Below are 19501 nucleotides of genomic sequence, written 5' to 3'. Positions count from 1 at the left end.
TACGTTGATCGCTATCTTCTTATGAGCTTCTGCTTATACAGAGGATAGCGCTACGTCTTTTGTTGGTATTTGAAGAGTGCAATACCAACCAACAGCCCCAAAATAGGTGCGTTTATACCAAACAACGTGACGCCCGAAAGTGATATCAAGAAAGTAAGTAAGGCAGGCTCCGTCGCTTTATCTTTACTAAATGACGTTTTTAGACACATGAGTAGTGTGCCGAGTAGTGCGAAACCAGCCAACATCTGCACAATGTCAGTTGGTAAAATCAGAAAAAGAGACACAACAGCACTTGCCCAACATCCCGCCAATAAATAGAAAATACCTGCCCAAATAGTTGCCTGGTATCGCTGGTTTGCGTCTAAATCTACGTCTTTATTCATGCATATTGCTGCGGATATTGCCGCGAGGTTGATGCTGAATCCACCGAAAGGTGCTGACATCATATTCGCTAATCCGGTACCAAGAAAAAGTGATTTTGTCTGAATCTTATAGCCGTAGCTATTAAGCATTGCTACACCAGGTAGGTTTTGGGATAACATCGTAATAATATAAAGCGGCAGAGCGATATTGACAGCACTGCTGTTACTAAATGTTGGTGTGACCCAAGTAGGCTTGGTTACAGTAAAGTTGATGGTGTGAAAGCTAAAGCTATAGAAATACAAAGCATTGGCGATACTTACCAATAGCAATATGAGCATCGTGTACCTAGGTACAACAGTTTTGCTTATTAGGTAGGCGATAAACATGGAAAAAAATAGGATTGGTGAATGTTCCAGTGGTGCGAAAGCTTTTAGGCAAAAAGGAAGTAAAATTGCCGCAAGCATTGCCGTGGCAACCTGAGTAGGTATGCGGTCAATTAGTTGATTAATGGGTTTGACTAATCCTGTTAATAACACAAAAAAGCCTGACAGGATAAATGCGCCAATACATTCCTGTAACGAGTAATCGGGAGCAACCGTTATTAACATAGCAGCACCTGGTGTAGACCATGCCGTCAATACAGGTACTTTGTAATACCAAGAATAGCCAATAGTCGTTACGCCTAATACAACCCCAAGGGTGAGTAGCCAACTGGCGATATGATCGGGTGTCGCGCCAGAGGAAGTGGCTGCTTGTATGACCAATATTACTGAGCTTGTATACCCAACGAGTACAGCAGTAAACCCGGCGGTTAGATGACTAAGTTGAAACGAACTAGGCATGGTAATACTCTCATTTGGGTGCTAATCTTTGTGCGTGATAACGCATACGGAAGAATAAATATAGCAGTGTGCGTAATAACGCACAATAGGATTTTTATTAATGAGTGAGAACCAATTTCGTTCACATATAGCAGAACACCTAAAATTGTTGCGGAAAAATCGAGCGTTGAGCTTGGATGCAACGGCGAAATTGACCGGGGTTTCTAAAGCGATGTTAGGTCAGATAGAAAGACAGGAGTCGAGCCCGACAATCTCTAAACTGTGGCAAATTGCGAGTGGTTTGGATACCTCTTTTTCTGCTTTTTTTGCGACGGAGCCAGAAATGCTCTTGAGTGTTAACATCTTTCCAAATGATAAAAACATGCATGTTAAAACCGTGTTTCCTTACCAATCAGACACGAAAATAGAGGTGTTCGAAATAGAACTCGTTGATCACCATCAACAGATGTCAGACGCTCATGCGGTAGGCGTAGTAGAGCATATATGCGTTCTTAGCGGCGAGTTAGAGTTATATGTCGATGCTAAGTGGAAGAAAATCAATGCAGGTGAAAGTTGCCGCTTTCACGCGGATCAAATTCATGGTTATAGGGCCAGTACGGAACGTACTGTTTTCCAAAATATAGTGTGTTATACCTGATATGAAATATTTTAAATTATGGATAATCTTACTGCTTGTTCCGTCTTCATTCGCTATGGCACAAGAAGAAGAGAGTATCGTTCAGAGTGATGACGCTGTGACCTTCAAGAGTGCTGAAGAGCACTGTTATAGTGACAATAGAGAAGTTGGTTCACTCGATAAAACCTATCATTATCTGAATACAAAATTTTGCCAACCAGCAATTTGGTTTGATAGCTTCTTTGTGGACGAACGGATTACAGACGACGCTAGAGCAGGAACGATGGTGCGGTGGTATAACGATTTTTCTTGGTCTGAATCGGATGGTTTTAAGTTTAGAACTTCATTGAAAGCGAAACTGCATTTACCAAGAGCGACCAAAAAGCTTAAGATCGTAATTGAATCGGATGCCGACGATGATTTACAAGATATATTTCCGTCGAACAGCGACGAATTGGAAAACTCGGTAGGGCTTCGATACGACTGGTACGCAAGGGAAAAAAGCAGTTTCAATATTAAGGTGACACTGAGACCAAGTATCGAAGCTCGATATCGCTATAGCTATCCTTTGTCGCAAGATACCTTGCTTAACTTTACACAACGAGTATATAGCCGCAAAAGTGTTTTGGGTGAAAGAACTCAAATCGATGTAGACCATACGCTGAATGAGCAGTTCTTAGTTCGTTGGACCAATTATGCAAAGTATGAGGATGACATCAATAGCTTCGAATTAGCCAGTGCGTTAACGTTGTATCAATCGGTCTCTGCTAAACAGGCCGTAAGCTATAACGCCAGCATAACGGGGTATGATAAACCGGATGCTTACATCAGTAATACAAATGTATCTATAACTTACAGGCACAATATCTATCGAGATTGGTTATTCTATGAAATCACGCCTGAGTACAATTGGGACAACAAAATAGAAGAAGATAAAATAGATGAAGCGACGATTACGTTTCGTTTAGAGTTTCTGTTTAACAATGTATAGTGGCAATTTTGGATTTAAAGTTAGTTGAGATGTATAAGTGCTAGAGAAAGAGAATTTGATAAAATTAGCGAGAATCAAGATGCCGTTTGGTAAATACGCGGGGCGTATCTTGATCGATCTTCCGGAAGAATATTTGCTCTGGTTTGCTCGTAAGGAATCTTTTCCTGAGGGAGAATTAGGTGATCTGATGCAACTCTGCTTAGCGCTAAAAATTGAAGGGTTAGATACGGTCGTTAAACCGCTAAAGTACCCAGAGTCGCGCTAAACGTAGAGTTGATCTCTTATGGCTGAATAAGCTGACTACTTAGAGGCAAGCATCTCGTTAAGGCCGCCACCATTGTGAACGTTAGTGAATCCATTCTTTTTTAAATAGCGTTCAGCTTGCCCTGAACGATTGCCACTGCGGCAATAAACAACAATCTGTTGATCTTTATCTACGTTATTAAACGCGACATTCACCGTCTCTAACGGGAAATTTACGGCAGACTTGATATGTTGGGTTTCAAATTCTTGTGGTGTTCTAACGTCAACGATTAGTGCGCCTTGTTCTATTTTTTGCCATGCTAATTCAGCACGGTTTTCTGCAAAGCTTGAAAAAGCGATGAGAGCCAGAGCAAGGGCGACAATTTTTTTTAAGATCACGGTTATTTCCTTTTTAATGAGCCTATATGAGAGGCGATTATATAGGCTCATTATTTCTTTTGTGAAGCGTTTGATCAATATAGACGGTAATATCTGCTCTACAAAATGTTAGGTCAGGGTTTACTTACCCACAAAAGCGACGACCACTTTGTCATCCCCAAGAACTCGAGAAAAAGCATAACCTTGCTTTTGTTTAAGCTCTTTGTGTTGCCCCGCACCAATAGAAGGATGTGATTTTCGAAACTGGCCAATCGTTTTCCAGTGTTCGAGTAGTTTTTTTCTGTTGTCATCTAATTGCCAGACCATATCGGAGCGCGTGCCTTGATGAAAGTCATCCGCATATGGGCCAATCGCCCTAGCAACTTCGTCCCCGTAATAGACTTGAATAGCCCCAGGGCTAAGCAGCAGAGCACTTGCGGCGTCTCTTTGCATATCGAATGATTTATAGCGACTAAAGAACAATTCTGTATCGTGAGATGACATGTAGCTTACCGGGTTAAAATCTTTTTCGGAGGCGATCGTGTCGGCATAAGATTGATAGGTATCGGCCATATAGCTGAAACAAGCGGCACCTTTGTCCATTTTTTTCTGCATGTCGAAGTTTATCAAGGCATCAAAACCGTCATCAAAATATGGACTTCTGTACGCTGAGTGACCCCATACTTCGCCCATCATCCAGAATGGCTGGCCCGATTGTCCGTTTTTCTTACGCCATGCCTCTAGGTTCTCGCCTGATTGTTTTTTTAGTTGTTTCCAAACATCACTTTCAACGTGCTTTACGGTATCGACGCGAAAGCCATCAATTCCAAATCGTTTAACCCAATCGGACTGCCATTCGATTAGATAATCGGAGACAGTAAAATTCTGTTTATGTTCTACACGAGTGCCTGGGTTATTGAGCAGCCAATTTGGTGGTGTAACGGCTTTTTCTGATTCGGTGATAAAGTCTGGAAGTCCCGCCAAAGACATCGTAATGTCACTATTCCCTGGTTTTTTATGACCAGGAAAACCAGCACGGATCCAATCTGGTCCCCACCAATCCTTCCATTCGTTACTTGTATAATCAATACTGTCATTGTAACTGTGCCAGTCTTCATTTTTTTCCGGTACCCAATCAGACCATTTATCCGGCCAACTTCTTTTAGGTAAGACGACATTGATGTCGTCAAATTGTAGATCGGATAGAGCAGCGTAGCCTGAATGATTCACGACCGCGTCTAACAGGATTTTTATACCCCGTTTGTGCGCTTCCGCGACGAGTCGTGTCAAATCCTCATCTTTACCGAAATTTTCGTCAATTTTGGTAAAATCTCGGGTCCAATAACCGTGATAAGCATAAAATGGGAAGGACCCTTTTTCTCCTCCCCCAACAAAGCCATGTATCTGCTCTACTATAGGGGAAAGCCATATCGCATCAGTTCCTAAACTCTGGATGTAATCTAGTTTTTTAATAATGCCTTTTAAATCACCACCATGGAAAGTCCCCACTTCATCCTTGCCATCTTTTTGTCGGCCATAACTCGTATCATTATTCAGGTCGCCATTGCTAAATCTATCAACCATGACAAAGTAGATGTTCGCGTTGCACCAGTCGAGAGGGGGAGAAAGGTGGGAACTTGGTTGCAATGCTGGTTCTAGTAAAACCATACCACCGCTATTTAGGGATGGGGTTAATGTTACGTGATGGTCAATTACCTCAGTAACTTGTCCCGTGAATCTGTCTTTCAGTTTGGTACCATCTGCGAATGTGTCGGCAACGTTTAACGTAACCTCTCCACTAATATGGGTATCGCAAGTGAGGTTGGGAACGGCTCTTTTGAATTCCTTTTTTACGGTTTTATTTTTCTGCTTTGTGAGTGTTATCGATGGCGTGGTTTTATCGAATGTAAATAGGTAGTCGCCACTAAGGCGAATCTTTAGTTCGAAAAGGGTTGGTTCTTGGCAGCTTAGTTGCGTTGGTGTATTGAATTTGAGTTTTTTAACGACATCAACAAGACATGTTCCGCCAATATCGGTCACTTTGATTGAATAATTATCTTTTTTAAGCGGAACATTCACTGGATGATCCGCGGTAAAAGAATAGTTTCGGCTGTTAGTGGACGTCGATATCGTTAGGTTAGCAGCCGACAGAGGTGTTGATGCCAAGATCAATGCAGATACTATCGTATTAAGTTTCATTGTAGGGCCATTAAAGTTCTTATTAAATTCATCTAGCTAAATGATAAATGCAAAACGACGCTTAGACATCATTCGGTTGGCTACGCCTCAAAAGTGTTAACTAGATCATGGCAGGGAGTAGAAAGATGTAAGGGTAAATATCTATATATTTGTCGCAGTAGAAAATAATTATTCACGGCCTATAGATACGATTAATTTTTCACACATAGGGTGCCTTTTTTGTGAATTTTGGCTTGATATTTATGTGGTTTTGTATGAATTTTTCTATTTAAACAAAGAGATAAGTTCTTTACAAAAATTTACTTTACGAGCGTACAATAAATGGTTGAAATGAAGGTGAATGAGGATATACTATCGTAATATATTCAGATAAAGTTTTATAAAAATGGTAGCTTTAAATGAATATTTGTGTACCTAAGGAGGTGTTTATGATAGTGGAGAATAAGTACTTTCTTAACGACAAGTATATTTTCAATGTCAACAAAAAATCATTAGCTGATCCAGATAATAGTGAAGACATAATCTGGTTAGGTAGTAATGAAAGTAATATTTTATTGGCATTTATTGAAAGGCCGAATCAGGTCTTGAGTCGAGATGAAATACACGAACTCGTGTGGACGAGCAATGGGTTTCATGTGGATGAGTCCAGTGTTATCCAAGCGATATCAACCGTTAGAAAAATACTTAAAGATTCAGCAAAAGAGCCTAAATTTATTAAGACTATCCCAAAGCATGGCTATCAGTTTATTGGTAGCAGCAAAAAGATAGAAGAAAATGCAGAAAAAAATGCAGAACAAAGCATAAGCGATGAACCACAAAGCAATGAGAAAGAAGCAACTGGTATTGAAAGTGGACGTTTTCCCATAAACAAACTGCTAGGTAAGAAATTAATTTCTTTTTCTATGGTGATGTTAATTTCTTTATTAATGTTCCAATTTATATGGCCACTAAATCTATTTTCTCCTAAGTATTCTGAGCTTAAAGAAGTAGACCGGGTAGATGGCATAGGAATCTATTTGTTAAATAAAGATACTAACGGCGCTAGCCATGCGGTAGATATCAAGTATTGTACGGATAAGTTGTTGGCCTACCACCCCAACACCGAAAATATCGATAAGATCATTGTGTCCTATACGTTCAGAAATGAGCTTATTATTAACGTAGTAGATAAATATTTAACTGAAAGCGTGAGTTATAATCTGATGCCAAAGCATATGGATATGATGTCTTTTTGTAAGATGAGGTTTGATAGTGATAAGTAAAAACTTATTGATTACATTAACTATATTGTCTATGCCACTGATGTATTTGATTGTTCATGATTCTACTTCAATTGAAAAATCAAGCTTTACCTCTAAAGCATGGCATTCCGAAATGAGGGTTCTTCTTCCAAAGAAAAATGAGAACGAAGGGAAGCTTGATATAGACAAAATGTATTCAGCCACGATAAAAAGTGACATTAAATATATGAATGACAATACATATGTTCAAAACTCTATCGTGAATTGTTTTGATGGAAATGACGACACAATATCCACTCTTGAATTATCTAATGTAGGTCAGTGGAAATACGAGCAAGGGTATATTTTCTTAGAAGCAGGTGAAATTAGAGACGTTTCTTCTGTTAGGATGAATCATATCGATGATGGAAGTTTGGAAAAAATAAAAGAAATGTTCATCATTAATATGCTACGAGTGACTGAAGTAAATCAGATCGATGAGAAAACCATGCTGATGACATCTATAGATAACTCATCTAGGTTGTGGGTGGCCAATTAATATATAAATCGTCGAATGGATTTTGTTTTTAAGGGCCTTTTGCTATTAGCAGAGGGCCTTTAATTTTTAGATCAAGTTAAATTGGTGTGGATTGTTTTTTGGGCTTTCATGCCGATTTTTAATAAGCAGTATGAATAGGTCAATGATTTAATTGGCTTATATTTGCGCATCACACTTTTAGGTTTTTACGTGGTGAGATTTCATCTGAACAGAGATGCAGCTAAACAATTATTTTCTACGATTTTTAATGTATGAATCAGGGGTGAATATCAATTTAGTCATAAGATGATGTGCTTGATTGATAGGGTTTGTAATTAATTTTTTTGGTAGTAAGTATAATATTAATAATATTGTGAAGGATATATGTTGTCTCCTTATTTGTTCAAATATATTTATTCAGATATATTTATTTCCGGGCGTTAGCGTTTATATGTTTTACTCGAGAATAATGATTAGGTTAATTATTGAGGAAAAAAGCCTACAATTAAGTAGGCATTGAAATTATCTAAACGTTACTATTCTTAGAAAGTATAGTAAACACCAGCCACCATTAGAGACAAGTCAGCGTCTTTTTCATAACCTGAGTTGTCTGCAGCGGAGTATTCAGCAAAACCTGTTAGGTTGCTTGAGAATGTGTAATCAGCACCAAATGTATAGGTTGTTACTTCATCACTATTAGCGACGTCTTGCTCTTCAGCAATGTATGTTGAAGCATATACTCGTACTGCGTTAATTGTATAGTCCGCAGCAAGGCCGATGACTTCGTACTCTTGGCTGTTGACTTGCTCAACTACGTAGTGTGATGCGATAGAGAAAACATCATTGTCATAGCCTAGTTTAAAGCCGTAAACGTCATTGTCGCCGTTATTTGTGACGGCGTAAGCGCCGCGGTTGCCACGATCTTGATAAGACGCACCGATATTAAAGTCGGCGATATCAAAAGCAGCTGAAAGACCGTATACCGAATCTTGATCTGAATCTTCGGCTAAATAGGTGTCTGCAATCAACGTCAACGTTTCTGTATTGTATCTTAGCGCAATGCCGTGACCTTTTGACTCAAATCGGTCTGCAACGTCATCAACATAACCTACGCCTTCATTGGTGTTATCTATGATAATTGCGTTCAAAGAGTCTCCGAAATCACCAACTTCACCAACGGCGAAAGCGAAATTTTCGCCAAATTTTGCACCGAAGTATTCGTCATCAGTTTCAACTTCTTTGGAATCATTGCTACCAGGGCCAAAGCCTACGCCGTTTTGTATTTCAAATGAACCAAATACGCCAACCGTGTCACTCAGTTTATGGGTAGCATCGATCTGAATCTTTGCCCATACATCAACATCTGGGTCACTTTTATAATCGTCTGCAGCGGTGCCCTTGAGTTCAGAGGTACTTAGATAAACGTCAATTTCACCTTTCAAGTTGAGAGACGTTTGGTCGTCGCTATATATGCTCGCTGCGTTTGCACCAGTAGTAACAGCGGCCACTGCTAAAGCAATAAGTTTCTTATTCATTTTTACTAATCCTATGTAATACGTGTTTTAGTTATATTGAGGTGATGTCAAAAACGAATATCTGCAACAAACGCGTCTTAATTTTCTATACAACGAAGATTGATAGATTTAGCGCTCAAATGTAGATGTCGCAATACATTGACTCACCTCATCGATTTAACGCCGATGAGGTTTTTCAGGCTAGTAAAACGAAATAAATTCGATAATAAATGTAATTTATCTTACTTTTATGTAAGTTAAGTATCTGTAAATTAAGGTTAATATTGAAAGTGTTAAATATTTTAGAAGGGTAAAAATAAAAGGTAGCACGATGGGTTATTTAGCGATTTTTTATATAAAAATGAGATGTAAATCAGGTTTTTTTAGATCTATTCTCGATTTTATTGAGTAGCGTTATTATTAATGCCTGTACAATACCTGCTGTTTGTTACGGGTTGAAAGACATGAAGAAACGATTTTATTTGTCAATGGCATTAGCGCTGTTTACCAATCAAGCCAGTGCTTTTTCTCTGGTATGGTTGCAACCAATGATTGAGCCAAACACCGCTCCTTGGCAGTTAGAACAGTTGCAAGACTCAATGGAACTCTATGATTGTGGGCTAGAAAGGGAGAATCAGGCGTTCTGTTCCGATGTAATTAAATACTATAATGTTGATGTAGAAAGTCGTCTATTGGTACAGAGTAATGTGGTGCAGCATATAGAAATCACGGCACCTTATTCGTCGATTGCCTATTCAGAGCTTCAACTTAACCTTAGAAAGGACGGTTATGTGCTCGCCAAAGCCGTCATCAACGGCCGTGAATATGATGCAATTAAGGCGCTGAAATCAAAACCCATTAAATTGGTAAATAGAGAGATGGTCATGTTTATTAATGATGGTCCTATCTCATCTTCTAGAGAGCTGACTTGGTACCCCAATTCAGAATATTATGCAGAACAGCCTAGTAGAGAGGCTACTTTTTCTAGTGATAAACAAGGCATAAAATTGACCTTCAAAATGATCAACAGACCCTAGTTTAACTTCCTCTATTTAAAAAGGCTTTCATACCTGTTTTGTCGAGATAATCGTCCGCTTTTTTGTGGGCTCGTAGATATTGATAGCCTGCAATAATACGGCGATGGATACTGCTCTCGACTAACTGGCGATCAGTGACAAATTCGTAGGCAATTTTGTAGGCCTCCATATCGACAATTTCCGCCTGGCGGTACAAATACCCACATCCAGTCGCTAGCCATTCTAAAGAACAGTTTGCTTTCATCGCAATCTGATTTGCTTTGGATAAACTTGGTTCACTGCCTTTAAGGTATTTTCTAATTAGGGCCTCGTTTAACTCGACTCGTCTAGCAAATCCACTGACACTCTCTTCGCCTATTAATTCTTGTAATCGCTCTGAAAAACTCATGATTTCGTACTCTGGTTCGAATATTCGGTGTTTTACCATTGAGTGAGTTCTTAAACAAGCCTAGGATTCGCTTATATCCAGTTAATTAAGGAGACAACCTAATGGTTGCTAAAGTTGGTATGGCGCCTCAAGGCCCAAATTTGTCTGAATTGGTTCAAGGCTATTGGCGCATGACAGAGTGGGGAATGACTCCTCAAGAAAGGCTGAGTTTTCTAAAGCAACACGTTGAACTAGGAGTGACGACGGTCGATCATGCAGATATTTATGGAAACTATCAGTGTGAGAAGCTCTTTGGTGAAGCGTTGGCGTTAGACAAATCGATGCGTGATCAGATAGAGGTTGTAACCAAGTGCGATATCCATCTGTGTGGAGACCATACACCCGAAAGAAAAATCAACCACTACGATACAAGTAAGCAACACATTTTGGCGTCAGTGAATAATTCATTGTCACATCTAAAGGTAGAAAACATTGATGTCCTGCTTATCCATAGGCCAGATGCATTAATGAATGCTGATGAAGTAGCTGAGACAATGTTGGAATTGAAAAAGGCCGGTAAGGTGTCGCATTTTGGAGTGTCAAATCACTCTCCTTTGCAGTTCGAACTGTTGCAGTCTAGACTCAACATCCCTTTAGTGACCAATCAAGTTGAAATTAATCCATTGAACTTCGAAGCCGTTGATGACGGGACTCTCGACCAGATGCAGATTAAACGCACTCGACCAATGGCTTGGTCTTGTCTTGCTGGCGGCCGCCTTTTCTTTGGGAATTCAGAGAAGGAAATCAGAGTTAGAAATGAGCTTGAAGTTATCAGGCAAGAAGTAGGGGCAGAGAGTATCGATCAGGTTATCTATGCATGGGTTCGTCGCTTACCTTCGCAACCATTACCTATTATCGGCTCTGGTAAAATAGAGCGTGTGCATGCGGCAATTGACGCACTAAGAATCGAGTTAACTCGTGAACAATGGTATCGAGTTTGGGTGGCATCAAAAGGACACGGTGTGCCATAACCAATTCTTAACGTAGCTAGTCATCATTGAAATTAATAAGAAAAGTCGTTTATATACAGCGGCTTTTTATTTATAAGTCACTGAAATATTTTCACACATATTCGACTTTAATTCTGATAAAACCCTGACATTACTCGGTTTTGTATAATCTATGTTATTGGCCTATAAGCAATTAACCTCACCTTCAAATGGGTAGTACGTAGACATAATTTATGTTTATTAACGTATTTTCCGTGAACTCAGGTTACTTACAATCCCCACAATTATTGGTCAATTAATGCGTAAAATTACACTTCTTATTCCTGTTGCTAGTGCAGTAATTCTAGTCGGCTGCGGTCAAGAACCTTCTCTATCACAAGCATCGGCACCTCTTGTAACGACAGAAAAAGTTGAGGTGATGAGTTACCACCGAAACCAAGACTATGTCGGTCGAGTAAATGCGGTGGAAGACGTTGCCATCACGGCTCAAATTTCAGGCTATTTAAAGTCCCGTCATTATACTGAAGGAGAGACAGTCGAGAAGGGACAGCTTTTATTCCAAATTGAATCTTCTTCTTATCAGGCTCAGGTAGCCAGTGCAAAAGCCGACATTGCTCAAGCCGATGCGAATGTACAAAAAGCAACGTTAGACTTTGAGCGTGGCAAAGGCTTATTGCCTAAAGGAAATATCTCTCGTTCGGAATATGATGCATTGACCAGTATTAAGTTGGGGGCAGAAGCACAACGAGAAGCGGCGAAAGCTCAATTAAATGTGGCTAACGTCAATCTCTCGTATACCAGTATTGAAGCACCAATATCGGGTCGTATTAGTGAAAGTAACGTCAGTATTGGTGACCTTGTTTCTCCTTCTTCGGGGACATTAACCAACATTGTAAGTCTGGACCCTATTCATGCAAGCTTTACGGTGAGTGAAAGAGAACGTTTGAATATGGGTATGGAAGGCGTTGATGGCGACGGTAAAGGGGCGATCGACAAGGTTGAAGTGCATGTTGTTTTAGAAAATGAAGAGATGTACAACCAGAGCGGGTATATCGATTTCATTGATAATCGTATTGATGTGACAACGGGTACCCTAGCGATGCGTGCGAGTTTTGCTAATCCAAACCAAATATTGCTGCCAGGCCAACACATAAAAGTAAACATTCAAGAAAAGAAGCCTGTTGAGGTTATTACTATTGCTCGTCGTGCCGTTCAAAGTGACTTAGAAGGTGATTTCGTGATGGTACTTAGCGAGGGGAATATTGCTGAACGACATAACGTATCTTTGGGAAAACAAGTGGAATCCGGCGTTATTATTATGAATGGATTATCCAAAGACGATACGATTATTACCAAGGGACTACAACGAGTACGTAACGGTATTGTGGTGAGAGTCGAGGACACCTTAACCGCAGAGAAAGTTCACGGAGAGGGTTCGTAACTATGCTGAGTCGTTTCTTTATTCAACGTCCTAAATTTGCGTTGGTTATTTCTATTATTCTGACATTAGCAGGCGCTATTTCTTTAACTCAACTGCCAGTGGCTGAATATCCAAAGATAAGCCCGCCTTCCGTTAGTGTAACGGCGTATTACACCGGAGCAAGCGCAGAGACAGTGGAACAAGCCATAGCGGATCCAATAGAAACCTCGGTTAATGGCGTTGAGAACATGATCTACATGTCTTCAAAAAGTGCCAACGATGGGTCGTACAATCTGAACGTTACCTTTGATGTTGGTACTGACCCTGATATGGCACAAGTTAACGTGCAGAATCGAGTGACTCAAATCGAGTCAAAACTTCCTCAAGAAGTGCGCATGGTTGGTGTGACGGTGAAAAAGAGGTCACCGGACCTGCTAATGGTTTTGAACTTTTACGCTCCAGATGGCAAATACGATGATCAGTTTCTGGTGAACTACGTAAATCTAAACGTTAAAGATCAACTCGCGCGCGTCAAGGGCATCAGTGAAGTCGGGGTGATAGGTGGTGGAGAGTTCTCAATGCGTGTCTGGTTGGACCCCGATAAGATGGCGAATCTCGGGTTAACCACCACTGATGTATATGCGGCGCTCGCAGAACAGAATGTTCAAGTAGCGGCAGGTAAAGTCGGTGCACCACCTTATGATAATGCGCAAGAGGTTCAATTTAACCTTGTCACAAAGGGCAGACTAGAGACAGTAGAAGAGTTTGAACATGTTGTGCTAAGAGCCAATAATGATGGTTCAACCATATATTTACAAGACGTTGCCAGACTAGAACTGGGTAAAAAATTCTACGATGGTAACGGAAAGTTTCGAGGGCAAGATGCCGCAATTATTACGCTGTCACTACAATCCGATGCTAACGCTTTAGAAAGCGGCGAAGCGGTGATGTCACTACTGGACAGCATGAGTGTTAATTTCCCTGAGGGTATGGCGTATGAAACAAGCTATGACACGACAGTTTTTGTTGCCGAGTCGATTAAGGGCGTCGTTAAAACACTCATCGAAGCCATACTGTTGGTCATTGCGGTTACCTACATGTTTTTGGGGAGTGCACGAGCCACATTGATACCAGTGGTTGCGATTCCGGTTTCATTAATAGGTACCTTTGCGGTGATGCTCATCACGGGCTTCACTATAAATACGGTGACGCTTTTTGGCCTAATACTCGCCATTGGTATCGTTGTAGATGATGCAATTTTGGTCATTGAAAACGTCGATACGACAATGAAAAAAGATCCTAGCTTAACGCCGGCGAAGGCGACATTGATAGCGATGAAAGAGGTAACAGGTCCCATTGTTACGTCGACGCTTGTGTTATTGGCGGTATTCTTACCCGTTGCTATGCTGCCGGGTATTACTGGCATCATGTATCGGCAGTTTGCTTTAACAATCTGTATTTCAGTTGTTATTTCCTCTATCAATGCATTGACCTTATCGCCGGCACTCTGTTCATTGGTGCTTAAGCAGGGCGGAGGTAACACCTCGAACTGGTTCAAGGCATTCAACAGGGGGTTGGAAAAAGTGACGCGGGGCTATGGTAATGTCGCTGGTTTTTTGGTGAGAAAGACAATATTACTTGGCGCATTTTTCTTAATTGCGGTCGCCGCCGTCACCTTTTTCACTAAAACAACGTCAACAGCATTTGTTCCTCAAGAAGACAAAGGCATCTTACTGGTTAATGTTCAACTACCAGATTCTGCGTCACTATCCAGAACCGAAGATACGACGGTGAAGTTGATGGAGATTGTTGAACAAGAACCGGGAATTGATGGCGTTACGGTTGCGAATGGTTATGCATTATTAACGGGTGCAGCGGCTTCTAATGGCGCGACTTTATTCGTCAAGCTTAAAGATTGGGAAGTGCGAAACAGCCTTGAGGGGGACCATTCCTCATTTGCTATTGCACAACGACTTAATATCGCCGCAGCTCAATTGCTACCTGAAGCCGTGGTGTTTTCTTTGGGTCCGCCAGCGGTTCCCGGTATGGGGTCTGCGTCTGGTTTCGAATTTGTTCTAGAGGATACGTTAGGACGAAATAGAACCGATCTTGCACAAGTAATGAATGAGGTTATTCAAGCGGCAAATCAACAGCCAGAGATACAACATACATTTAGTACGTTTAGAGCGAATGTGCCACATTTCCATGTTGATATTGACCGGGAAAAGGCGAAACAATTAGGCATTTTTTTAGGCGACATATTCCAGACATTACAAGGAAACCTAGGGTCACTTTATGTGAATGACTTTACGATGTTTGGTAAAAACTTCAGGGTCACCATGCAAGCGGATAGCGAACACAGAAGCAGCATGAACAACCTAAATCGATTCCATGTTCGTTCTTCTGAAGGCAAGATGATTCCGTTGAGCACATTGGTTTCCTATGAACAAGTATTTGAACCTGACGTGGCGTGGCGTTACAACATGTATCGTTCGGCGGTAATCCAAGGTCAGCCAGCACAGGGGTATTCAAGTGGTGATGCTATTGCTGCGATGGAACGAGTTGCCGCGGAAGTGCTGCCACATGGTTATCAGCATGAATGGACAGGGATGGCCTATCAAGAAGTGAAAGCTGGAAACCAAGCGATTTTCGCATTCGCGTTGGCACTTATCTTTATCTATCTCTTCATGGTGGCGCAATATGAGAGTTGGAGTATACCAATCGCCATTATTCTTGTTGTTCCTGTCGCCACATTGGGTTCCTTCTTGGCGATAAACTTGGCGGGATTACCACTCAATCTTTATGCTCAGATAGGCTTGGTATTATTGATCGCTTTAGCGGCCAAAAATGCCATTCTTATTGTGGAGTTTGCTAAACAAGAGCGGGAGGAAAAAGAAGTACCTATTGACGATGCGGCAGTACACGGCGGTAAATTGCGTTTTAGAGCGGTAAACATGACATCGTGGTCGTTTATTTTAGGTATCACACCCTTGATATTTGCCTCTGGAGCGGGGCATATAAGCCAAAACTCATTGGGTGTTTCTTTGGTAGGTGGGTTACTTTGCGTATTACTCGCGGGTACGTTTTTGATACCCGGTTTTTATGCTGTTATCCAACGACGAAGAGAAAAAATTCATGGTGGAAATACAAAGGTCGTTGATATTGAAGAGTAATGCTATGAAATTCAGAGACGAATCTGTATTGAATGGCTTTAGTTAATAAAAAACCGCTAGCAACAAGTTGCTAGCGGTTTTCATGTATTTATGCTCAACAATGGCTGTGGAGCCTTAACTACTCATCGCCAAGCGTTCTATTCGCTCTGCGCCACGCAACATGGCCTGTACTAACTCAGTGGCATCAAACTTACATAAGGCTTCGTGCGCACCAACTTGGTGGGCTCTATCGGCGCTCATTTCACTAGACAATGACGTGTGTAGAATACGATAAGCTTTGCTAATGTTGGGGTTATTTTGCACTTCAAATGCGAGTTCGTAGCCATCAAGGCCTGGCATTTCGATGTCACTGACGAGAAGGTCGATGGGCTTTCCTTCGTTGGCATGGCTTTTCATTAATTCAAGCGCATCTATGCCGTTTTTACAGACAAAATATGAAATGTTAATGCTGTCTAATGCGTCAGAAAGCTGCTTGCGAGCAATGCGTGAATCATCGACCAATAATATATTAAGCGGTTTTAGGCGTTCGCGTTCGACGTCGGTTAAAATCGGTATCCTCGCAGATGCATCCTGCGGATATATCTTAGACAGAAGCAGTTCTACATCGAGCATCTGGACTATCTTGTCTTCGTAGCGAGTGATGCCAGTAACAAATACGTTAGACCCTGCCGTTTCTGGTGAAGGTTCGATGGCATGCCAGTCACAATCGATGATTTTTTCTATCGTCCTAACCATAAATGCAACGATAGTTCGTAAGCAATCGGTCACAATGAGGTAGCACTCATTATATTCTTCTTTTGCTATCGGTCTAAAACCAATCGCGGCCGCCATGTCGATGACAGGGACGGTAAGACCTCGGATATTTACCGTTCCAATAACATGATGATGCGAGAAAGGGATCTGTGTCGTTGGTGAGTAAGGAACAATCTCGCGTACCTTTAATGTACCTATGGCAAAGCTCTGTTGCAGTAGAGAGAGTTTAAACAATAGCATCCCTTGGGACTGGCTCGCTTTGCTTTTCATGTTTTTATCCTACACATACGACTTATTGACAGGCTCTATAGTAACTAACTCTTAGCCACTACTCAGTATATATTTTAATAAATATGACATTATAGCGGCCTAAACATGTACATCTTGAGTGATTTAGTTAAAATCGCCTTTTATTTTCTTTGGAGCTCATCATGGCTAGAACCGCGGCAGCATTGCATATATTAGTAAAACACGAATCTTTAGCTAAAGAACTGCTAGCAGAACTTAAGAAAGGAGCCAAATTTCAAGTGTTGGCGAAAAAGCATTCGACCTGTCCATCGGCAAAGAAAGGTGGGGACCTCGGTGAATTTCGTCAAGGCGCCATGGTGCCACAATTCGATAAAGCCGTATTCAAAAATGAAGTGCTGACACCATTTATCGTCAAAACCAAGTTTGGATGGCACGTGGTTAAGGTGCTCTACAAAACATAAATTAGCTAGAGCGAGTAAACCACTTGACGATTTTATCTGACCAGAGGATAGAGGGAACGTCGACTTTTCGTTTTTCTTTACCATGGTAATAGCTGGCGAGAAGCTCGGTGCGAATTTCATCTACGCTATGAGAGTGAAGAGCCTTTGCTAGCAGCTCAGATGCATTATGTGCGTAATCATTGGCTAAACTGAAATCCATATTCAGGTAGCCTTGAACCATGAGCCATAGTTTAGTGACGAGTGATAGTTCTATAACGGAATCGGCACTAAATTTGTCAGCCTGAGATTGACCGAGAGTATCCGAAAAAATATTCTGCATCATGCCTATTTTATCGGCTTGGGTTTCTAACCTTGCTGTGGCTTCGATTTGCAGTTTGGTTAATAACCCAAGAAGAAGAAGTTTGGGGTCTTTCCCTGGGCTTTTAGAGCAGATATTTTCGTAGACAGCGGCTTTTTCCTCCACTGCACGAGCAAACAGCGACGCTTCTTTATCCGAAAGATGAAGCGTATCTATGCCAGCGACTTCCAGCTGTTGTTTAAGTTTGCTTATGATTGAGTCTGTCATAAATTGTTAAGCCTTCAGTTCTCGCCACTCTATCTCGCAATCACCATTTTCTGTTGAAACAAAAACAGTATTGCCAGAAAGCATGATAGAAAAATCCATCGTTCTTTTTACATAGGTTGCTAGGGTTTCGATCCCTTCAGCGTCAAACTTATAGACCTCTGCCTTTAACAAGTTTAGTTTATTTGCGTTTTGTTTCCACCAAACATCAGATTTTGTATTAAAACTATACACACGAACTTTACGCGCTAATCGCGTTGATTTTTTCACACGCTCAGGATCGGGTTCACCAACGTCTATCCACAATGAAATTTGGTCATCCAATGTTTTATGCCAGATATCGGGCTCTTCTATGTTTGAAAGCCCTTTAGTAAAAGAGAGGTCGGGCTGCGCATTCATAGAAAATGCGACTACACGTGCCATCATCCTTTGTAAGCTTTCCGAAGGGTGCTGCGCAATAGTTAAACTAAGCGAATCATAGTAATCGTTATTAATATCGGTTAATGCCACACGGAATTTATATATTGTCGGTTTTAAAGCCACTTTTAATTTCTCTTTGATTCGTTTTAGAAGGTCTATTTTCGGTTTTTCCGGATATAGTCTTGTGCGTTCGCCTCTCTAGCGGCGGAAGCTATCTCTTTTTCGACAACGGTTTTACCAATCGGAAATAGAGCAATAGCGGCAAGTTTGAGATGCTGAATGCTAAAGGGTATGCCGATGATGGTAATGAAACAAGCAATGGCAGAAGTAATATGACCTATCGCAAGCCAGATACCAGCAAAGAAAAACCAAAGGATGTTGCCGATAATACCAAAAGTACCAGTGCCTATGTCCCTATTATTTGTTAACTCTTCCCGATCAATCGCTTCTTTACCAAATGGGAAAAATGAGAAAGTACCCATGACAAAACAAGCGCGGCCCCATGGAATGCCAATGATACTGATGAAAGCGAGTATACCAAAAAGCCACCAAGCTAGGCCCATGATGATACCACCGAACAAGAACCAGATTATATTTCCTAATGTGCGCATGCTTTCTATCCTTATCTAGAAAAAAGACAAAAAAATAGCCAGTCGTTAGACTGGCTACAGAAATTTTAGCGATTTAACAAACCATATTAAACAGGTTTGATGTTCTCAGCTTGAGGGCCTTTTTGGCCTTGAGTTACAGTGAACTCAACTTTTTGACCTTCACCAAGAGTACGGAAACCGTCAGATTGAATAGCACTGAAATGTGCAAAAACGTCTGGGCCATTTTCTTGTTGAATGAAACCGAAACCTTTAGTTTCGTTAAACCATTTAACTGTACCAGTCACTGTGTTAGACATAGTCTTAATTCCTATAAAAATTGTGTAGGTCCCACTGGGGACATATATAGATAGCGTGGAAAAAATAGATTGCTATTTAGATACACACGGCGGGAAGTTTTGAACTAACCAACGACTTGTAAATCTTAAACAAAAGCTTTTCTTTCTAGCCGGGACAAAGCTTAAATCAACTACGTAGGAAGTCAATGAATATTACGTTAACTTTTTGGAATAACTTCAATAATTTGTGAAGAGGCAC

20 protein-coding genes are annotated in these 19501 nt (G+C 40.9%); 10 read left to right on the top strand and 10 right to left on the bottom strand.

Annotated elements, in window-relative coordinates; translation table 11 throughout:
* Nucleotides 1-50 precede the first annotated feature (50 nt).
* Nucleotides 51-1205, bottom strand: a complete 1155-nt coding sequence (locus IUZ65_RS18845; RefSeq protein WP_195705566.1) for a benzoate/H(+) symporter BenE family transporter — start codon at nt 1203-1205, stop codon at nt 51-53.
* 100 nt (nt 1206-1305) lie between these two features.
* Between IUZ65_RS18845 and IUZ65_RS18840 the strand changes: the two genes are divergently transcribed.
* The 3 genes from IUZ65_RS18840 to IUZ65_RS18830 are packed head-to-tail and all read left to right on the top strand — an operon-like array spanning nt 1306 to nt 3077.
* Entirely contained in the window at nt 1306-1842 is a 537-nt protein-coding gene (locus IUZ65_RS18840) for a helix-turn-helix domain-containing protein (protein ID WP_195705565.1), read from the top strand.
* A gap of 1 nt (nt 1843) precedes the next feature.
* The gene (locus IUZ65_RS18835) at nt 1844-2812 is read left to right on the top strand and encodes a hypothetical protein (protein WP_229638247.1); all 969 of its coding nucleotides are present in this window, start codon (nt 1844-1846) and stop codon (nt 2810-2812) included.
* Nucleotides 2813-2849: 37 nt separating this feature from the next.
* Nucleotides 2850-3077: a DUF3820 family protein gene (locus tag IUZ65_RS18830; RefSeq protein ID WP_195705564.1), complete on the top strand. Its 228-nt coding sequence runs from the start codon at nt 2850-2852 to the stop codon at nt 3075-3077.
* A gap of 35 nt (nt 3078-3112) precedes the next feature.
* Here the strand turns inward: IUZ65_RS18830 and IUZ65_RS18825 are convergent, their stop codons facing one another.
* Together IUZ65_RS18825 and IUZ65_RS18820 are read right to left on the bottom strand one after the other, a co-directional pair.
* Complete coding sequence (locus tag IUZ65_RS18825) at nt 3113-3472, bottom strand: rhodanese-like domain-containing protein (protein ID WP_443083756.1); 360 nt, start codon at nt 3470-3472, stop codon at nt 3113-3115.
* 102 nt (nt 3473-3574) lie between these two features.
* A complete protein-coding gene (locus IUZ65_RS18820) occupies nt 3575-5632 on the bottom strand; it encodes an alpha-amylase (protein WP_195705562.1) in 2058 nt (685 codons plus the stop codon).
* 428 nt (nt 5633-6060) lie between these two features.
* Between IUZ65_RS18820 and IUZ65_RS18815 the strand changes: the two genes are divergently transcribed.
* A complete protein-coding gene (locus IUZ65_RS18815; RefSeq protein ID WP_195705561.1) occupies nt 6061-6894 on the top strand; it encodes a winged helix-turn-helix domain-containing protein in 834 nt (277 codons plus the stop codon).
* On the top strand, nt 6884-7411 hold the full coding sequence (locus IUZ65_RS18810; RefSeq protein ID WP_195705560.1) for a regulatory protein ToxS: 528 nt from the start codon (nt 6884-6886) through the stop codon (nt 7409-7411). Before IUZ65_RS18815 ends, IUZ65_RS18810 begins: the two co-directional genes overlap by 11 nt.
* Nucleotides 7412-7932: 521 nt before the next feature.
* On the opposite strand, the gene IUZ65_RS18805 is transcribed toward IUZ65_RS18810, so the two are convergent.
* Nucleotides 7933-8925, bottom strand: a complete 993-nt coding sequence (locus tag IUZ65_RS18805) for a porin (RefSeq protein WP_195705559.1) — start codon at nt 8923-8925, stop codon at nt 7933-7935.
* 443 nt (nt 8926-9368) lie between these two features.
* Between IUZ65_RS18805 and IUZ65_RS18800 the strand changes: the two genes are divergently transcribed.
* Nucleotides 9369-9941, top strand: coding sequence for a hypothetical protein (locus IUZ65_RS18800; protein ID WP_195705558.1), 573 nt, complete (start codon nt 9369-9371; stop codon nt 9939-9941).
* 1 nt (nt 9942) lies between these two features.
* Here IUZ65_RS18800 and IUZ65_RS18795 read toward each other — a convergent pair whose 3' ends face one another.
* Nucleotides 9943-10329 (bottom strand): XRE family transcriptional regulator, encoded by a 387-nt coding sequence (locus IUZ65_RS18795; protein WP_195706436.1) that lies wholly within the window; start codon nt 10327-10329, stop codon nt 9943-9945.
* A 101-nt stretch (nt 10330-10430) separates the two neighbouring features.
* On the opposite strand from IUZ65_RS18795, the gene IUZ65_RS18790 reads away from it, so the two are divergent.
* The 3 genes from IUZ65_RS18790 to IUZ65_RS18780 all read left to right on the top strand — a co-directional run bounded on the left by IUZ65_RS18790 (nt 10431) and on the right by IUZ65_RS18780 (nt 15911).
* Nucleotides 10431-11339 carry an aldo/keto reductase gene (locus tag IUZ65_RS18790; RefSeq protein WP_195705557.1) on the top strand — a complete coding sequence of 303 codons (909 nt, stop codon included), beginning with the start codon at nt 10431-10433 and terminating at the stop codon, nt 11337-11339.
* 277 nt (nt 11340-11616) lie between these two features.
* Complete coding sequence (locus tag IUZ65_RS18785) at nt 11617-12759, top strand: efflux RND transporter periplasmic adaptor subunit (protein ID WP_195705556.1); 1143 nt, start codon at nt 11617-11619, stop codon at nt 12757-12759.
* Nucleotides 12760-12761: 2 nt separating this feature from the next.
* Nucleotides 12762-15911, top strand: a complete 3150-nt coding sequence (locus tag IUZ65_RS18780) for an efflux RND transporter permease subunit (RefSeq protein ID WP_195705555.1) — start codon at nt 12762-12764, stop codon at nt 15909-15911.
* A gap of 114 nt (nt 15912-16025) precedes the next feature.
* Here IUZ65_RS18780 and IUZ65_RS18775 read toward each other — a convergent pair whose 3' ends face one another.
* Nucleotides 16026-16934 carry a chemotaxis protein gene (locus tag IUZ65_RS18775; RefSeq protein WP_195705554.1) on the bottom strand — a complete coding sequence of 303 codons (909 nt, stop codon included), beginning with the start codon at nt 16932-16934 and terminating at the stop codon, nt 16026-16028.
* 161 nt (nt 16935-17095) lie between these two features.
* Here IUZ65_RS18775 and ppiC point away from each other — a divergent pair, with 161 nt between their 5' ends.
* A complete protein-coding gene (ppiC, locus tag IUZ65_RS18770; protein ID WP_195705553.1) occupies nt 17096-17374 on the top strand; it encodes a peptidylprolyl isomerase PpiC in 279 nt (92 codons plus the stop codon).
* Between the two features lies 1 nt (nt 17375).
* Here the strand turns inward: ppiC and IUZ65_RS18765 are convergent, their stop codons facing one another.
* The 4 genes from IUZ65_RS18765 to IUZ65_RS18750 all read right to left on the bottom strand — a co-directional run bounded on the left by IUZ65_RS18765 (nt 17376) and on the right by IUZ65_RS18750 (nt 19263).
* Nucleotides 17376-17939 carry a hypothetical protein gene (locus IUZ65_RS18765; RefSeq protein WP_195705552.1) on the bottom strand — a complete coding sequence of 188 codons (564 nt, stop codon included), beginning with the start codon at nt 17937-17939 and terminating at the stop codon, nt 17376-17378.
* 6 nt (nt 17940-17945) lie between these two features.
* On the bottom strand, nt 17946-18479 hold the full coding sequence (locus IUZ65_RS18760) for a YaeQ family protein (RefSeq protein WP_195705551.1): 534 nt from the start codon (nt 18477-18479) through the stop codon (nt 17946-17948).
* Between the two features lie 32 nt (nt 18480-18511).
* Nucleotides 18512-18967, bottom strand: a complete 456-nt coding sequence (locus tag IUZ65_RS18755) for a YccF domain-containing protein (protein WP_195705550.1) — start codon at nt 18965-18967, stop codon at nt 18512-18514.
* An 86-nt stretch (nt 18968-19053) separates the two neighbouring features.
* Entirely contained in the window at nt 19054-19263 is a 210-nt protein-coding gene (locus tag IUZ65_RS18750; RefSeq protein ID WP_195705549.1) for a cold-shock protein, read from the bottom strand.
* Between the last annotated feature and the right edge of the window lie 238 nt (nt 19264-19501).

It is taken from the genome of Vibrio sp. VB16 (genome assembly GCF_015594925.2).
Taxonomy (GTDB): Bacteria; Pseudomonadota; Gammaproteobacteria; order Enterobacterales; family Vibrionaceae; genus Vibrio.
The sequence above is the reverse complement of the archived record's forward strand: the minus strand, read 5'-3'. Positions and strand labels throughout refer to the sequence as shown.

What these genes read in the sequence shown, in the direction of transcription:
- IUZ65_RS18765 (WP_195705552.1), bottom strand. Translation starts at nt 17,939, where the DNA reads ATGACAGACTCAATCATAAGCAAACTTAAACAACAGCTGGAAGTCGCT.
- ppiC (WP_195705553.1), top strand. Translation starts at nt 17,096, where the DNA reads ATGGCTAGAACCGCGGCAGCATTGCATATATTAGTAAAACACGAATCT.
- IUZ65_RS18790 (WP_195705557.1), top strand. Translation starts at nt 10,431, where the DNA reads ATGGTTGCTAAAGTTGGTATGGCGCCTCAAGGCCCAAATTTGTCTGAA.
- IUZ65_RS18845 (WP_195705566.1), bottom strand. Translation starts at nt 1,205, where the DNA reads ATGCCTAGTTCGTTTCAACTTAGTCATCTAACCGCCGGGTTTACTGCT.
- IUZ65_RS18755 (WP_195705550.1), bottom strand. Translation starts at nt 18,967, where the DNA reads ATGCGCACATTAGGAAATATAATCTGGTTCTTGTTCGGTGGTATCATC.
- IUZ65_RS18800 (WP_195705558.1), top strand. Translation starts at nt 9,369, where the DNA reads ATGAAGAAACGATTTTATTTGTCAATGGCATTAGCGCTGTTTACCAAT.
- IUZ65_RS18750 (WP_195705549.1), bottom strand. Translation starts at nt 19,263, where the DNA reads ATGTCTAACACAGTGACTGGTACAGTTAAATGGTTTAACGAAACTAAA.
- IUZ65_RS18835 (WP_229638247.1), top strand. Translation starts at nt 1,844, where the DNA reads ATGAAATATTTTAAATTATGGATAATCTTACTGCTTGTTCCGTCTTCA.
- IUZ65_RS18840 (WP_195705565.1), top strand. Translation starts at nt 1,306, where the DNA reads ATGAGTGAGAACCAATTTCGTTCACATATAGCAGAACACCTAAAATTG.
- IUZ65_RS18795 (WP_195706436.1), bottom strand. Translation starts at nt 10,329, where the DNA reads ATGAGTTTTTCAGAGCGATTACAAGAATTAATAGGCGAAGAGAGTGTC.
- IUZ65_RS18785 (WP_195705556.1), top strand. Translation starts at nt 11,617, where the DNA reads ATGCGTAAAATTACACTTCTTATTCCTGTTGCTAGTGCAGTAATTCTA.
- IUZ65_RS18805 (WP_195705559.1), bottom strand. Translation starts at nt 8,925, where the DNA reads ATGAATAAGAAACTTATTGCTTTAGCAGTGGCCGCTGTTACTACTGGT.
- IUZ65_RS18815 (WP_195705561.1), top strand. Translation starts at nt 6,061, where the DNA reads ATGATAGTGGAGAATAAGTACTTTCTTAACGACAAGTATATTTTCAAT.
- IUZ65_RS18820 (WP_195705562.1), bottom strand. Translation starts at nt 5,632, where the DNA reads ATGAAACTTAATACGATAGTATCTGCATTGATCTTGGCATCAACACCT.
- IUZ65_RS18780 (WP_195705555.1), top strand. Translation starts at nt 12,762, where the DNA reads ATGCTGAGTCGTTTCTTTATTCAACGTCCTAAATTTGCGTTGGTTATT.
- IUZ65_RS18775 (WP_195705554.1), bottom strand. Translation starts at nt 16,934, where the DNA reads ATGAAAAGCAAAGCGAGCCAGTCCCAAGGGATGCTATTGTTTAAACTC.